The 14,144-nt window shown below is 71.9% G+C and carries 19 protein-coding genes; 10 read left to right on the top strand and 9 right to left on the bottom strand.

Annotated elements, in window-relative coordinates; all coding sequences use genetic code 11:
- Positions 1–40: 40 nt before the first annotated feature.
- On the bottom strand, positions 41–394 hold the full coding sequence (locus tag CLV70_RS21975) for a DUF6401 family natural product biosynthesis protein (protein WP_106128427.1): 354 nt from the start codon (positions 392–394) through the stop codon (positions 41–43).
- A 92-nt stretch (positions 395–486) separates the two neighbouring features.
- Between CLV70_RS21975 and CLV70_RS21970 the strand changes: the two genes are divergently transcribed.
- Positions 487–915, top strand: coding sequence for a hypothetical protein (locus CLV70_RS21970; RefSeq protein WP_106128425.1), 429 nt, complete (start codon positions 487–489; stop codon positions 913–915).
- Between the two features lie 31 nt (positions 916–946).
- Here CLV70_RS21970 and CLV70_RS21965 read toward each other — a convergent pair whose 3' ends face one another.
- Positions 947–1,150 carry a hypothetical protein gene (locus CLV70_RS21965; RefSeq protein ID WP_106128562.1) on the bottom strand — a complete coding sequence of 68 codons (204 nt, stop codon included), beginning with the start codon at positions 1,148–1,150 and terminating at the stop codon, positions 947–949.
- Positions 1,151–1,440: 290 nt separating this feature from the next.
- On the opposite strand from CLV70_RS21965, the gene CLV70_RS21960 reads away from it, so the two are divergent.
- Positions 1,441–2,169: a hypothetical protein gene (locus CLV70_RS21960; protein WP_245908380.1), complete on the top strand. Its 729-nt coding sequence runs from the start codon at positions 1,441–1,443 to the stop codon at positions 2,167–2,169.
- Between the two features lie 7 nt (positions 2,170–2,176).
- Here the strand turns inward: CLV70_RS21960 and CLV70_RS21955 are convergent, their stop codons facing one another.
- The 3 genes from CLV70_RS21955 to CLV70_RS21945 all read right to left on the bottom strand — a co-directional run bounded on the left by CLV70_RS21955 (position 2,177) and on the right by CLV70_RS21945 (position 4,018).
- On the bottom strand, positions 2,177–2,416 hold the full coding sequence (locus CLV70_RS21955; RefSeq protein WP_106128423.1) for a hypothetical protein: 240 nt from the start codon (positions 2,414–2,416) through the stop codon (positions 2,177–2,179).
- 75 nt (positions 2,417–2,491) lie between these two features.
- Positions 2,492–2,956, bottom strand: coding sequence for an SRPBCC family protein (locus CLV70_RS21950; protein ID WP_106128421.1), 465 nt, complete (start codon positions 2,954–2,956; stop codon positions 2,492–2,494).
- Positions 2,957–3,049: 93 nt separating this feature from the next.
- On the bottom strand, positions 3,050–4,018 hold the full coding sequence (locus tag CLV70_RS21945) for a YihY/virulence factor BrkB family protein (RefSeq protein WP_106128419.1): 969 nt from the start codon (positions 4,016–4,018) through the stop codon (positions 3,050–3,052).
- A gap of 88 nt (positions 4,019–4,106) precedes the next feature.
- On the opposite strand from CLV70_RS21945, the gene CLV70_RS21940 reads away from it, so the two are divergent.
- Entirely contained in the window at positions 4,107–5,696 is a 1,590-nt protein-coding gene (locus CLV70_RS21940; RefSeq protein WP_106128416.1) for a phytoene desaturase family protein, read from the top strand.
- Here CLV70_RS21940 and CLV70_RS21935 read toward each other — a convergent pair.
- Together CLV70_RS21935 and CLV70_RS21930 are read right to left on the bottom strand one after the other, a co-directional pair.
- The gene (locus CLV70_RS21935; RefSeq protein ID WP_106128414.1) at positions 5,687–5,908 is read right to left on the bottom strand and encodes a hypothetical protein; all 222 of its coding nucleotides are present in this window, start codon (positions 5,906–5,908) and stop codon (positions 5,687–5,689) included. The two genes, CLV70_RS21940 and CLV70_RS21935, sit on opposite strands and share 10 nt — an antisense overlap.
- Positions 5,909–5,933: 25 nt before the next feature.
- Positions 5,934–6,137 carry a hypothetical protein gene (locus CLV70_RS21930; protein ID WP_146164118.1) on the bottom strand — a complete coding sequence of 68 codons (204 nt, stop codon included), beginning with the start codon at positions 6,135–6,137 and terminating at the stop codon, positions 5,934–5,936.
- Positions 6,138–6,462: 325 nt separating this feature from the next.
- Here CLV70_RS21930 and CLV70_RS21925 point away from each other — a divergent pair, with 325 nt between their 5' ends.
- A complete protein-coding gene (locus CLV70_RS21925; protein WP_245908379.1) occupies positions 6,463–6,720 on the top strand; it encodes a hypothetical protein in 258 nt (85 codons plus the stop codon).
- Positions 6,721–6,762: 42 nt separating this feature from the next.
- Positions 6,763–7,635, top strand: a complete 873-nt coding sequence (locus CLV70_RS21920; protein ID WP_106128410.1) for a helix-turn-helix domain-containing protein — start codon at positions 6,763–6,765, stop codon at positions 7,633–7,635.
- Between the two features lie 7 nt (positions 7,636–7,642).
- Here CLV70_RS21920 and CLV70_RS21915 read toward each other — a convergent pair whose 3' ends face one another.
- Together CLV70_RS21915 and CLV70_RS21910 are read right to left on the bottom strand one after the other, a co-directional pair.
- Positions 7,643–8,647: an SDR family oxidoreductase gene (locus tag CLV70_RS21915; protein ID WP_106128409.1), complete on the bottom strand. Its 1,005-nt coding sequence runs from the start codon at positions 8,645–8,647 to the stop codon at positions 7,643–7,645.
- Positions 8,644–9,090, bottom strand: a complete 447-nt coding sequence (locus tag CLV70_RS21910) for an SRPBCC family protein (protein WP_106128560.1) — start codon at positions 9,088–9,090, stop codon at positions 8,644–8,646. Before CLV70_RS21910 ends, CLV70_RS21915 begins: the two co-directional genes overlap by 4 nt.
- Before the next feature lie 137 nt (positions 9,091–9,227).
- Here CLV70_RS21910 and CLV70_RS21905 point away from each other — a divergent pair, with 137 nt between their 5' ends.
- From CLV70_RS21905 to CLV70_RS21885, 5 genes are all read left to right on the top strand, one after another.
- Positions 9,228–10,439 carry a glycosyltransferase gene (locus CLV70_RS21905; protein ID WP_106128408.1) on the top strand — a complete coding sequence of 404 codons (1,212 nt, stop codon included), beginning with the start codon at positions 9,228–9,230 and terminating at the stop codon, positions 10,437–10,439.
- 81 nt (positions 10,440–10,520) lie between these two features.
- Positions 10,521–11,426 (top strand): ABC transporter ATP-binding protein, encoded by a 906-nt coding sequence (locus CLV70_RS21900; RefSeq protein WP_106128407.1) that lies wholly within the window; start codon positions 10,521–10,523, stop codon positions 11,424–11,426.
- 1 nt (position 11,427) lies between these two features.
- Positions 11,428–12,168, top strand: coding sequence for an ABC transporter permease (locus tag CLV70_RS21895; RefSeq protein WP_106128406.1), 741 nt, complete (start codon positions 11,428–11,430; stop codon positions 12,166–12,168).
- A gap of 6 nt (positions 12,169–12,174) precedes the next feature.
- On the top strand, positions 12,175–13,458 hold the full coding sequence (locus CLV70_RS21890) for a sensor histidine kinase (protein WP_245908378.1): 1,284 nt from the start codon (positions 12,175–12,177) through the stop codon (positions 13,456–13,458).
- Positions 13,455–14,078 carry a response regulator gene (locus CLV70_RS21885; RefSeq protein WP_106128558.1) on the top strand — a complete coding sequence of 208 codons (624 nt, stop codon included), beginning with the start codon at positions 13,455–13,457 and terminating at the stop codon, positions 14,076–14,078. The genes CLV70_RS21890 and CLV70_RS21885 overlap by 4 nt, the downstream gene beginning before the upstream one ends.
- Positions 14,079–14,144: the final 66 nt, after the last annotated feature.

Below are 14,144 nucleotides of genomic sequence, written 5' to 3'. Positions count from 1 at the left end.
TCGGGTGGCCTGCCGGGCGGTGCTGGACGGGTGTCCCGGGTCAGGCCGCGGGCAGCGTGCGGGCGAGGGAGCAGACCGCGAGCAGGCGGTTGAGGACCCAGTCGTTGGCGGCCCAGTCGATCGGGCCGGCCGGGGCGCGCCAGCCGTGCTTGAAGGCGGCGTCGCGGACACCCTCGGCGTACGCGGCGAGGATCACCGGGGTGAGCGGGCGGGCCTCGGTCGTGAGGCTGTCGCGGATGCCGGCCTCGTGCTGGTCGACGATCGCGAGCAGGCCCGGCGAGTGGGCCGCGGCCTCGAGGCCGGTGACCCCGACGCTGGACATCAGCTCGGCGAGGCTGGCGTGGGCGGAACGCAGGGCAGCGCGGGCGGCAGCGCCGCTGAACAGGCCATTCATGAGAAGAAACGTTAGGGAGGCGGAGGTAGCCAACGGTTCTTCCGATCGGTGCAGCTTGGTTGAAAGGCGTACCGGGGGGAAATGGTCCCGGCATGAGTGACGGTCCCGACAGCGAGCACCGCCGGCCCGAAGGGGTCGGCGACACCACGGTCGAGGCGCTCGGCAAACTGAGCGAGGCCCTGGAGGTCGTCGAGCGCGTCCGCGGGCAGCTGTACACGCTGCACCAGCTCGTCGGCGAGGCGGACTTCAAGCTCGACGACGCGGTGGAACTGCTCGGCCGGGCCGGGCACCACGACCTGGCCGAACGCATCCGGCACGAACTCATCGGCCGCAACGTCATCGGCGGGCGCTGGACGTTCCAGATCGTCGAGGAGTTCGACGACGGCTACTACGCGGAGTTCCGGGCCCTCGAGAAGGACGCGCGTGACCAGCTCGTCCAAGGCCGGCGGCACCTGTACGAGGCGGAGCTCAAGGAGCGGCGCCGGACCCGGGGCCGCCGCGGCCACGAAGCCCGCCCGTGACCGGGGCGCCGGGGGAGCGGGCCGGGGCGGTCTACTCCGCCTCGGCGCGGGGGCGGCGGCGCTGGGCGTCGTCCGCGATGATCACGGTGGCGACGAGGAGGGCCACCACGACGGCGAAGAACCAGGAGGCGTCATCGATGAGCGACGCGGCCAACGGCGCCTGGAACGCGGCGAGCAGGAAGCCCACCCAGGCGAGTCGGCGCTGACGCTCGGAGAGGAAACCGGCAGATCGCATCCGGCTAGTGTGGCCCGATTCGGGCGCTTCGCCGTCACCCGTTCGGACGATCTCGGGTTGTCCGATAGTGCCCACTGCGCAGCGTCGTCGTCTTTCCACGAGCCGTACTCAACTCCCGTTTCCCCAGGTCAGAGCCGGATGGTCGGGCCGGCCGCCCGAGCCCTCCCGAGGATGCATCGCTGGTGGGAGCATCGGTGCGGCTTTCTGGGGCGTTTATACCTTTCGTGACAGAAAGCGGGGCTCGCTCGGGACGCCGTAATGCTGCGTCTCTCACCCGATTCGTCCGGTCCGTGGAGACCGTCGCCCGCCGAGGCCGGCTCGGGGCGGCCGCGGTGGCGACGCTGGCGGTGGCCGCCTGCTCGCCGGCCGCCACGATCGGGGCGCGGCAGGTGCCGGCCGACGACGGTCCGCAGCCTCACGTGCAGGCGGGCGCCCTGCACGGGCGTACCGGAGCCTTCCTGATCGTCCGGGATGCCGCCTCGCGGGTCGAGGTGCGCCTGGCCGACCTTCCCGGGCTGCTCTACCGGGTCACGACGCCGGCCGACTCCGGGCTGTCCCCGCTGGTCAGCGGGGCGCCGGGGCGGGTGCGGGTGGGGCTGGTGCCGACCGGCGCCGACGGGCCCGACACCGTGGAGATCCTGCTGAACCGGGGCGTGCGGTGGGACATCCGGCTGCCCGCCGGTGCCGGGGAGCAGCATCTCGACCTCGCCGCCGGGCGGATCCGGCGGTTGGAGCTGGGCTCCGGCACCGGGCTGGTGAGCCTGCGGCTGCCGGCGCCGACCGGTTCGGTGCCGGTGGACCTGACCGGTGCGGTGGGGGAGCTGGCCGTCGCCGTCCCGGCGGCCACCGCGGTCCGGCTGCGGCTCCGCGGTGGCGCCGGGATGGTCGCGGTGCCGTGGGCGGGCCGATCCCCTGCCGCGCCGGGCGCCGTCGTCGCCCCCGCCGGGTCCGGTACGGCCACCGACCGCTACCTGCTCGACGTCGACTCCGAGGTGGGCACCGTCACCGTCGTGGGCTGAGCGAGGGTCAGTGCGGGCCGCCGCGGCCCGTGGTGCTCGGGCGGTACTCGCGGTCCGGGTCCGTCCGGTCCGTGGCCGCCTCCGGGCGTACCCGGGCGTCGTGGCCGAAGGCCTGCTCCTCGCCCGCGTCGTTGCCGGTGGGGTCGCCCTGTCCGTCGGTGTCCCAGCTGGCCATGGCCTCGCCGAGGTCCTTCACCGAGAGCTTGTCCTCGTCGCGCCACACGCCGTCGTCATTGCGATCAGTCATGCTCCCGGCGTACCCGGACAGCGGGCCGGGGACACGAAAAAGCCGCCGGAAATCCGGCGGCCTTCTCGATCTGCCTCACGGCTGGGGGCGGTCCACCTCGCCGCGCCAGGCGCCGGTCTCGACGCCGCCGCGGTTCTCGATGAACTCCTTGAAGCGCTTCATGTCGCCCTTGACCTGGCGGTCCAGGAAACCGAGCTTGTCGCCGGCCTGCTCGACCACGCCGTCCGGCTCGAAGTCCATCTGGCAGGTGACCCGGGTGTGGGTCTCGTCGAGGCGGTGGAACGTCACCACGCCGGCCTGCTTGCTGCCCTCGGTGGAGGTCCACGCGACGCGCTCGTCGGGGAGCTGCTCGGTGATCTTGGCGTCGAACTCGCGCTTCACGCCGTCGATGTTCGTCTTCCAGTGGGTCGTCGTGGCGTCGAGCTGACGGATCTCCTCCACGCCACCCATGAACCGGGGGAACTCCTCGAACTGGGTCCACTGGTTGTACGCGGTCCGTACCGGCACGCTGACGTCGACGGACTCGGTGACTGTACTCACGGTGTTTCCCTCCTTGTGGGTTTCCCCGCCTGGTACGCGTCGAAGGCGTCCCAGACCTTGCGCATGACAGCTTGGTGCCCGCCCCTCGGGCGGCTAAACCGGCGGATCGGCGGGTTCCTTCGGCGGCAGCGGCGGATCGGGGTCCTTCTCCCCGGCCTGGAGCTGGCGCCCACGCTGCACCTCGGCGTTGATCTCGACGCCCAGCATCAGCGCCGAGTTCGCCAGGTAGAGCCAGACCAGGAAGGCGATGATCGCGCCCAGGCTTCCGTACGTCTCGTCGTACGAGCCGAAGTTAGCGACGTAGAGGCCGAAGCCGAACGAGGCCAGCGCCCAGGCGACCAGGGCCACGGCGCCGCCGGGAGTGAGCCACCGGAAGCGCGGCTGGCGGACGTTGGGCGCGATCCAGAACAGCAGCGACAGCAGCAGCATGAGGATCGCCACCAGCACCGGCCACCGGCCGATCGACCAGGCCGTACGGGCGGTGCTCCCGGCGTGCAGGGCGTTGCCGACCGCGTCGACGAGCGGGCCGCTGATCACCAGGCCGGTGCCGACCACCGCCATCAGCACCAGGCCGACGGCGCTGAGCCCCAGCTGCAGCGGGCGCAGCTTCCAGAACGGCCGGCCCTCCTTGACCCCGTAGACCCGGTTCGACGCGCGGGTGAAGACGCCGACGTAGTTCGAGGCCGACCACAGCGCGCCGAGCAGGCCGAAGCTCAGCAGGACCTTCGCCGAGCTCTGCTGGACGATGATCGCGTCGAGGACCGCGGTGAAGTTCTGGTTGCCGATCACCGACCCGGCGCCCAGATCCTCGAGGATGCCCAGGATCGTGCCGACCGCCGTACGCCCGTCGGTGACCAGGTTGACCAGCGCGACCACGACGATCACCACCGGGAACACCGCCAGCACCGCGTTGTACGTCAGCGCCGCCGCTAGATCCCCGCACTCGTCGTCGAGGTAGCCGTTGACGCTGCGCCACAGCACCCCGCGCCACGTCGACCAGCGCAGCTGGCGGAAGCGGCTGGGCAGCGGCGTCACGTCGGGGCGGGTCGTGGCGGCTGTCATCTGATCTCGGCTCCCATCCGTCACACCGTGCGCACCGGCCACTACCCGGCGTTGGTTTGCCGCAAACTGCCGGGGGTACGGTCGGCCCGTGGAGCGAGCGGACGCGATCGTCATCGGAGCGGGACACAACGGCCTGGTAGCGGCGAACCTGCTCGCCGACGCCGGATGGAACGTCCAGGTGCTGGAGGCGACGCCGCACCCCGGCGGCGCGGTCCGCTCCGGCTATGTGACGGCGCCCGGCTATCTCAGCGACCTGTTCAGCTCCTTCTACCCGCTCGGCTTCGCGTCGCCGGTGATGCGGGGCCTCGGGCTGGACGAGTACGGCCTCGAGTGGACGCACGCCCCGGACGTCCTCACCCATCTGCTGCCCGACGGCCGCGCGGCCACGGTCAACCGCGATCTCGAGCGGACCATGGCCTCGATGGAGCAGTTCGCCCCGGGTGACGGGGAGCGCTGGAAGCACGCGTACGACGATTGGTGCGCCGTCTCCGCCGACATGCTGAAAGTGTTGTTCACCCCTTTCCCGCCGGTGCGCTCCGGCCTCCAACTGGCCCGGCGGCTGCGGGTCGGTGGCTCGCTGCGGCTGGCGCGGCGGCTGCTGCTGTCCGTACGCGAGCTCGGGTCGGAATTGTTCGAGGGCGAGGGTGCCAAGCTGGCGCTGGCGGGCTGCGCGCTGCACACCGACCTGTCGCCCGAGGAGGCCGGCGGTGGCGTCTACGGCTGGCTGCTCGCCATGCTCGGCCAGGAGTACGGCTGGCCGGTGCCCGTCGGCGGCGCCCAGCGCATCACCCAGGCCCTGGTCGACCGCCTGGAGGCCCGCGGCGGCCGGATCGAGTACGAGACTCCGGTCTCGCGCATCCTGGTCGCGCGCGGCAAGGCCATGGGCGTCCGTACGGCGGACGGCCGCAACTGGCGGGCCCGGCGCGCGGTGGTCGCCGACGTCCCGGCGCCCGCCCTGTTCCTGGACCTGGTCGGCGAGCGCTGGCTGCCGTCCCGGTTCGCCGAGGACCTGGAGTTCTTCCGCTGGGACGGCGCCACCGTGAAGGTCGACTGGGCGGTCGACGGCAAACTCCCCTGGAAGAACCCGGCGGCGGCCGGCTCCGGCACCGTCCACCTCGGCGCCGACCTCAACGGACTGACCCGGTACGCGGCCCACCTCGCCACCGACTCGGTGCCACCGCACCCGTTCCTGCTGCTCGGCCAGATGTCCACCGCCGACCCGTCCCACTCGCCGGCGGGTACGGAGTCGGTGTGGGCGTACACCCACCTCCCGCACCGCGCCCACTGGTCCCCGGACGAGATCGACGCCCACGTGGCACGCATGGAGGCGGTCCTGGAGGAACACGCCCCGGGCTTCGGCCAACTGGTCACGGGCCGCAACGTCTTCTCCCCGGCGGACCTCCAACGCGAGAACCCGTCCCTGGTCGGCGGCGCCCTCGGCGGCGGCACGGCCGCGGCCTACCAGCAACTCTTCCTGCGCCCGGTCCCCGGCCTCGGCCGCCCCGACACCCCGGTGGACCGCCTCTACCTGGCCAGCGCCTCGGCCCACCCGGGCGGCGGCGTCCACGGCGCCCCGGGCGCGAACGCGGCCCGGGCAGCCCTGACCCGCAACCGCATCCTGACGGGCCCGGCATACCAGTCAATGATCAACGCCGCCCACCACGCCATCTACCGCTGACGCCGGGCCGCGACCGCCGCCCGCAGCGCGGGCCAGAGCCGTAATCGCCGGCTGCTGTCGGCGGCGGCCAGGCAGGCGGCGAGCGCGGGCCGCTGCTCGGGCGGCACCATCGTGACGACGATCAGCACCGGGAGCGCGGCCGCGGCCAACTCCACGATCACGACGATCAGCACGAAGGCGGCCACGGAAGCGGCGATCAGGAACTGGGTCATGTCAACCTCCCGGAGAACGCGGCGATCAGCGGCTGAGAGCGGCGGCAGCGGCAAAGGCGACGGCCATGCCGGTCGCGAACGCCACGATCGTGGCCGCGAAGGCCGCCTCGACCAGAGTGCCGACGGGGGCGATGGCGCGCTTGACGTGGCGCACCGCGACGACCAGGCAGAGAGCAGTCAGCAGGACATACAACGACCGGTGGTTGCCGATCTGGAAGTCGGAACTCATGGCTACCTCCATCGGTGATCCGCTCGGCGGCGGAATGGACAGCAGCGATCCCCGGCGCGGACGCCGTCCCCCTACCCGATCGGGCGACGACAGCGTCGATACTCGAGGTCTGAGCCTGAATATGCATGGTCATCACGCTGAGTAGCAACGAATATTCACCTGGTGCGAATAAGGCCCTTGAGCTGGAAATTCACAGCCACATAGCAGTGTGAAATACTCCCGTCAGCCAACTGGCGACGAGTCATGCACTCCATCTCCGAATATGCGCGTCACCGGTTCCATTCTTGAGTGATCCACGAGGGGGCGGCTGTGGCACACTCGCTCAGTGCAGACTTCGTCACCGTCCTCCGCGGACGCCCCGCCCGCGGCGAGCCATCGCTCCGAGCCCGTCGATCTTCAGGTGATCGCGGCCTCCTGCAACCACGGCACCTGTCCGACCGTGTATCGCTCGGATCGAGGCACGGTGGTGGTTCAGGGCTATGCCGTCAGTGCTCAGGCGGCGGGGGTCGATCTGCCGGCCGGGGAACTCCTTGTGGAGATTCCCGTCGACCTTCTCCAAGAAGCCGCTCGAAGCGTCGTCTGACCCAGGCCGGCGGATTGCCGCTCTCCCCGGAGGAGGCGGGACGTGGAGCGACACTTGTCCGGTTCACCTGAGGGCGACCGGTCGGTAGGTGCCGAACTGCGTCGATACCGGCGTACCAAGCACGTCACCGGTCAGCAGTTGGGCAGGCTGGCGGGCATGAGTCAAGCCAAGGTCTCCCGGATCGAGAACGGTGTCACCGCGGCTGATCCGGTGGACGTGGAGAAACTCGCACGGGCGCTCGAACTGACGGAAGCGCAGATCACCCGGCTCGTGGAACTGGCGACACAGGCCCGTAACCACATGGTCGATTGGCGCACCACCCGCGTCGGCATGGCGACTCGGCAGCTCGATATCGCCCAGGTGGAAGGGGCCGGACACCAGATCAGGGTATTCAACCCGGTCTCGGTGATCGGGCTCTTGCAGACGAGTGAATATGCACGAGCCGTCATGTTCGCCTCACGTCGCATGATGGATGTCGGTGCGGGCGACCCTCCGCCCGCGGACATCTACGAAGCGGTCACCGCACGCCTTCAGCGCCACCAGATCCTGGCGTACCCCGACAAGTCGTTCTTCTTCGTCATGGCGGAGGCCGCCCTCAGCAACCGGTTGTGCAGTCCCACCGAGATGGTGGGTCAGATTCAGCGGATCCGCGAGCTGGCCCGGCAGGACAACATCACGGTCGGCATCATTCCCGCGGACGCTCAGCTCTCCGGACCCCTGGTGCACGGGTTCGAGGTCGTGGACGACAGATGGCTCCTGATCGACCTGTTCAACACCTTGGTCATGTCGCGGGGCAGGTCGGACATCCGGAATTACCTGGACTTGTTCGAGGGGCTCCAGGAGGAATCGACCCTGCACATAGACGCGATGCTCGACAAATACTTGAACCACTACCTCGATCTGGCCCGGCCGTAGGGCCGGGTCAGCGGCGGCGGAGGGCGGTGGCCGCGGCTAGGCCGACGGTTGCGCTCAGGAGGCCTGTTACCAGAGGCTTGTGCATTGTTGCCCACAGTGCGAACGAGCTGGTCCGGCTCTGGTCGTCGAAGATGCCGTGGGCGCCGTAGTCGCGGTTGTCGTCGAGGGGTTTGTCGACGTTGTCCTGCCAGTCGGCGAGGTTGATCCGCTCGGGGGTCTGCTGGCCCTGGAAGCCGCGCTTGTCGTTGGCCAGGAGGCGGTCCAGGAAGGCCGGGGCGACGATGTTGCCGAGGCGGGTCTTGAGGGTGGGGCCGCCCACGTTGATCTCGCGTTTTCCCTTGTCGGCGGCCCAGAGGACGGCTCGGGCGACCACCTCGGGCTGGTAGATCGGGGGTACCGGCTGGGGGTGGTGGGGCAGGCGGGTGCGTACCCAGGAGAACTGGGGGGTGTTCACGGCGGGGAGCTGGACCATCGAGAGCTTGACCCGGTTGCCGTCGTGGAGGAGCTCCGCGCGCAGGGAGTCGTTGAAGCCCTGGATCGCGTGCTTGGACGCGCAGTACGCCGACTGCAGCGGGATTCCCCGGTATGCCAGCGCCGAGCCGATCTGGACGATCGCGCCGTGGCCGGCCGGCCTCATGTGGTGCAGGGCGGCGAGGGTGCCGTGGACCGTGCCCAGGTAGTTGACCTCGGTGACGCGGCGGAACTCGGCCGGGCTGATCTCCCAGGTGGGTGCGAAGACCGAGGTCATCGCGTCGTTGACCCAGACGTCGAGGCCGCCCCAGGTGGCGGCGATGTCGTCGGCCGCCGACCGGACCGCTTCCGCGTCCGACACGTCCAGCTGGTAGGTGCGGACGTCCGCCGCGCCGGCCGCGCGGGCCTCCAGGGAGGCGCCCTCCAGGCCGGCCCGGCCGCGGGCGAGCAGGGCCACCCGGACTCCGCGGCGGGCGTACGCGACGGCGACCGCGCGGCCGACGCCGGCGCTCGCTCCGGTGATCACGATGTTCTGGGTCACGGGCGGCTCTTTTCCCTGGCGGCGATGTCCGACAAACGTCGCAACGACTCGATGTTGCGACGGTGCAGGACGAGGTCGTTGAGCTTGGTGTGGATCCAGCGCAGCGGCCCGGCCCGGAAGGTCTCCTCCATCGTCACCCGGGTGCGCCCGCCGTCGACCGGCTCGAGCCGTATCCGGACGGTCGCCTCGCCGAGGGGCCACAGGCCGGCCAGGATGGTCAGCTCGCGTTCCGGCTCGCAGGAGAGCACCTCGGAGCTCTCGTGCAGGGACAGCGGCCACGGCCCGGCCTTGTGGTGCAGTTTCGACCCCGGCTGCGGCCAGTTCTCGTCGACGTCGCGGATGTGCACGGTGCCGACGACCCAGTCGCTGTACGTCCAGCCGTCGGCGAGGACGGCGAACACCTGGTCCGGGGGAGCGGGGACGACCCGCCGCACGATAGCCACGAGCGGCACATACCCGCTGGCCGGATGTTTACGCTTTCGGGACAGGGGCAAGACGCTCCGCGTATCGCCAGCTCCAACTCCGGTCTTCTCCCGGAAATCAAGGCTGCCGGAATTCAAGCTGTCGCCAGGAGGACCCCGTGCGTATCGCGATGATCAGCGAGCAGGCGACCCCGCTGCCCGCGGACGGCGCCTCGGCGGGCGCCCAGCAGCGGCACGTCGCGGAGCTCTCCACCGCGCTCGCCGAGCTCGGCCACGACGTCCGCGTCTACACCCGCCGGGACAGCCCGGAGCTGCCCGCCTTCGTGCCGCTCGGCGCCGGCGTGCGGGCCGGGGTCAAGGTGGTGTACGTGCCCGCCGGCCCCGCCCAGGCGCTGCAGGACGACGTACTGCTGCGGCACATGGGTGACTTCGCGCAGTGGCTGCGCAACGAGTGGCGCGAGACCGACTGGCTGCCCGACGTCGCCCACGCCCACTTCTGGACCAGCGGGCTGGCGGCCGTCACCGCGGCCCGGCAGGTCGGCATCCCGGTGGTGCAGTCGTTCCACGAGATCGCCGACGAGGAGCCGGCCGGCCCGGGCACCTCCCGGGGCGGCTACGAGCGCGCGCTGGGCCGGGCCGTCGACCGGGTCGTCGCCCAGACCCAGGACGAGGTGCACGGGCTGGTCCGGATCGGCGTACCGAGGGCGCGGCTGACCGTCGTCCCGGCCGGCGTCGACAGCGACCGTTTCACCCCGGACGGCCCGGCCGCCGAGCGCGACCCGGAGCGTCCCCGCATCCTCAGCGTCGGCCGGCTCGTCGAGCGCAAGGGCTTCGGCGACGTCATCCAGGCCATGCGCTACGTCCCCGGCGCCGAGTGCGTGGTCGTCGGCGGTCCGAGCGCCGAGCGGCTCGCCAAGGACCCCCAGGCCGAGCGGCTGCGCGCCATCGCGGAGCAGTACAAGGTCGCCGACCGGGTGCGGCTCGTCGGTGCCGTGCCGGCCGCGGAGATGCCACGCTGGTACCGCTCCGCCGACCTGCTCGTCGCGGCGCCCTGGCGGGAGCAGTTCGAGCTGGCCCCGCTCGAGGCGATGGCCTGCGGCATCCCGGTGATCGGCACGCCGGTCGGCGGCATCAACGAGACCGTCGTCGACGGCCTCACCGGCGACCTGGTGCCGGCCCGGGACCCCCGTGCGCTCGGCAGCGCCCTCCGGCGCCTGGTCAACGACAAGGTGCGGCGGTTCGCGTACGCGACCGCGGCGCTGGACCGGGCCCGTCAGGCGTACTCCTGGAAGCGCGTCGCGTCGCAGCTCGGCTCCGTCTACGCGGCGGTTTCGGGCCGGCGCAACAACGAGGCCGAGGCGATGGTGTAGCGGCGCATCCACCGACCGGTTGACCCCGGCCGCCGCCCGCTGGTCGATTCGCCGGCGCGCGGCGGCTGTGACGCTCGGTGCATGACAGTCATCGAGATCGAAGAACTCCGGAAACGGTACGGGGACACCGTCGCGGTGGCCGGCGTCTCCCTGGCCGTCGAGGCGGGGGAGATCTTCGGCATCCTGGGCCCGAACGGGGCGGGCAAGACGACGACCGTGGAGTGCGTCGCCGGGCTGCGTACGCCGGACTCCGGCACCGTACGCGTGCTCGGCCGCGACCCCCGCGACCCCGCCCTGCGCCGGCTGGTGGGCGTACAGCTGCAGGAGAGCCGGCTGCCCGAGAAGATGGCCGTACGCGAAGCCCTGGAGCTCTTCTCCGCCTTCTACCCGGACCCGGCCGACTGGCGGCGACTCGCCGCGGAGCTGGGCCTGGACGGCAAGCTCGGGACCCGGTTCGGGAAGCTGTCCGGCGGCCAGAAGCAGCGGCTGTCGATCGCCCTGGCGCTGCTCGGCAACCCGCGGATCGCCATCCTCGACGAGCTGACCACCGGGCTGGACCCGCAGGCCCGTCGCGACACCTGGGACCTGATCGGCGCGGTCCGGGATCGCGGCGTGACGGTCGTGCTCGTCACGCATTTCATGGAGGAGGCCGAGCGGCTCTGCGACCGGATCGCGGTCATCGACGCCGGCGTGGTGGTGGCCGTCGACACCCCGGCCGGCCTGGTCGAGCGGGTCTCGGCCGGGCAGCGGGTGCGGTTCCGGCCCTCGGCGCCGATCGACGACGCGCTGCTGACCGTGCTGCCCGAGGTCGACCGGGTGACCAGGCACGGCTCCCAGGTGGAGGTCGACGGCCACGGCAACCTGGTGCAGGTCGTCGCCGCCACCCTCGCGGCGCATCGGATCATCGCCCACGACCTGCGCATCGAGCAGGCCGGCCTGGACGAGGCGTTCGTCCGGCTGACCGGCCGCGGCGCCCGGGAGGAGTGACATGTCCGTCTTCGTCCAGCTGACCCGCTCCGAGCTGCGGCTCTTCCGGCGCGAACCGCAGATCGTCTTCTTCTCGCTGGCGTTCCCGTCGATCCTGGTGCTGATCGTCGGCAGCATCCCGGCGTTCCGGGAGGCCGACGACGCGATCGGCGGGCTGCGGGTGATCGACCTGTACGTCGGCATCGCCACCGTCCTCACCCTCGCCACCCTGGCCCTCCAATCGGCGCCGATGGTGCTGGCGGGGTACCGGGAGTCCGGGTTCCTGCGGCGGCTCGCCACCACCCCGGCCCGCCCGATCGCCCTGCTCGGCGCCCAGGTGGCGATGTGCCTGCTGACCGCCCTGGCGTCGGTGAGCCTGGTGCTGATCGTCGGCCGGGTCGTGTTCGGGGTGGCGTTGCCGCGGCAGCCCGCCGCCTTCCTGCTGGCGTTCCTGCTCACCGCGGGCGCGGCCTTCGCCATCGGGCTGTTCATCGCCGCGCTCGCCCCCTCCGGCAAGGCCGCGAACGCCATCGGGACGCTGCTGTTCTTCCCGGCCATGTTCTTCGCGGGACTGTGGACCCCGCGCGAGGCGTTCCCGGGCTTCCTGCGCGACATCGCCGACCTGACGCCGCTGGGCGCGGGGGAGCGGGCCGTGCACGAGGCGACGAGCGGGTCGTGGCCGGCGTGGGGGGCCCTTGCCGTGCTGGGGGCGTACGTGGTGGTGTTCGGGGTGGCGGCGGCCAGGCTCTTCCGCTGGGAGTAGGCGACGATGCTGGTGGACGTGATGGCGCCCGGCGCGGGTACCGGCCGGTGGCGCACGAAGATGGACGGGCGGGTGCGGCTGCTGCCGTACGCGGCCCTCGCCGCATCGCTCGCGCTGGTGGTGCTGGCCCGGGACATGCCGGAGATCGCCCGGCAGCCGCTGGGGGTGTCGTTCGCGGTCGCCGCGGTCACGGCCGGGTGGATGCTCTGGCTGACCACCGTGCACCCGCGGTGGCAGGAGCGGGACCGGCTGATGGCGGTGTTCTTCGCCGGCCTGCTCGTCCTCATGGCCGTGCTCATCTGGAGCAACCCGCTGTTCGGCTTCTTCGCCTGGACCGGCTATCTCTACGTCCTGTACGCGCTCCGCGGCCGCTGGCGGCTGATCGGTGCGTCGGGGGTGGGTATCTGCACGGCCCTCGCACAGATGGGCGGCCTGTGGATCCTGGGGGAGCCGCAGCAGTGGGGCACGCTCCTGGTCGTGGTCGCGTTCAACGTGGTCATCGGCACGTCGATGACCTACCTCTCGATGACCACCGCGGATCATCACGTACGCCGGGCCGAGATGGTCCGCAGCCTGGAGGAGGCGAACGGCAAGCTCGCCGACGCGCTCGCCGAGAACGCCGGCCTGCACGCCCAGCTGCTGGTGCAGGCGCGGGAGGCGGGGGTGCTGGACGAGCGGCAGCGGCTGGCCGGGGAGATCCACGACGTGCTCGCCCAGGGCCTGACCGGCATCGTGACCCAGCTGGAGGCCGCCGACCAGGCCGGTGACCGCCCCGCCGACCGGCAGCGGCACCTGGCCACCGCCCGGCAGCTCGCCCGGGAGAGTCTCGCCGAGGCCCGCCGCTCGGTCCGGGCACTGCGGCCGCGCCCGCTGGACGAGGCCACGCTGCCGGCCGCGCTCGCCGAGCTGGCCTCGGGCTGGTCGGCGCGGCACGGCGTGGCCGCGGAGATGATCACCACGGGTACGGTGCAGCCGCTGCTCCCGGAGATCGAGGCGACGCTGCTGCGTACGGCGCAGGAGGCCCTCACCAACGTGGCCCGGCACGCCGGCGCCCGGCGGGTCGCCCTGACCCTGTCCTATCTGGAGGATCTCGTGACCCTGGACGTCCGTGACGACGGCAGCGGCTTCGACCCGGCGGTCCCGCGCGCGGAGGCGTACGACGGCGGCTTCGGCCTCACCGCGATGCGCGAGCGGGTCCGGCGGATCGCGGGCACCCTCGAGGTCGAGTCGGAACCGGGTGCCGGCACGGCCGTCTCCGCGTGCGTACCGGCGATCCCGCTCGCCGCATGATCAAGCTGCTGATCGTCGACGACCATCCGGTGGTCCGCGACGGGCTGCGCGGCATGTTCGCCGGCGACGACCGTTTCGAGGTGTGCGGCGAGGCGGCCGACGGGCGCGAGGCGCTGGCGGTGGCCCGCGCGGCCGGTCCGGACGTGGTGCTGATGGACCTGCGGATGCCGGTGATGGACGGGGTCACCGCCATCCGGGCGCTGCGCGAGCAGGGTTGCGCCGCGCGGGTGCTGGTGCTGACCACGTACGACACGGACAGCGACGTGCTGCCGGCGATCAAGGCGGGGGCGACCGGCTACCTGCTGAAGGACGCCCCGCGCGAGGAGCTGTTCCGGGCGGTGGCGGCGGCGCACCGGGGCGAGTCGGTGCTGTCGCCGGCGGTGGCCGGGCGGTTGATCGGCAGCCTGCGCTCGCCGGCCCGAGAGCCGCTCAGCCAGCGGGAGCTGGAGGTGCTCGGGCTGATCGCGCGCGGGTGCACCAATCGGGAGGCGGCGTCCCGGCTCTTCATCAGCGAGGCGACGGTGAAGACGCATCTGCTGCACGCGTACGCGAAGCTGGGTGTCCGTGACCGCGCGGCGGCAGTGGCCGCGGCCTTCGAACGCGGCCTGCTCGGCGGCTGACGGCGGGTCCGCCGGGCGGACCCGGCCCGCGTCACGGCCCGATGACCGTGACGCGGGATCCGGGGT

Origin of the sequence: Pseudosporangium ferrugineum (assembly GCF_003002065.1) — a bacterium.
Lineage (GTDB): Bacteria > Actinomycetota > Actinomycetes > Mycobacteriales > Micromonosporaceae > Actinoplanes > Actinoplanes ferrugineus_A.
Note: the sequence above shows the minus strand (reverse complement) of the source record. Positions and strands in the feature narration are given on the sequence as shown.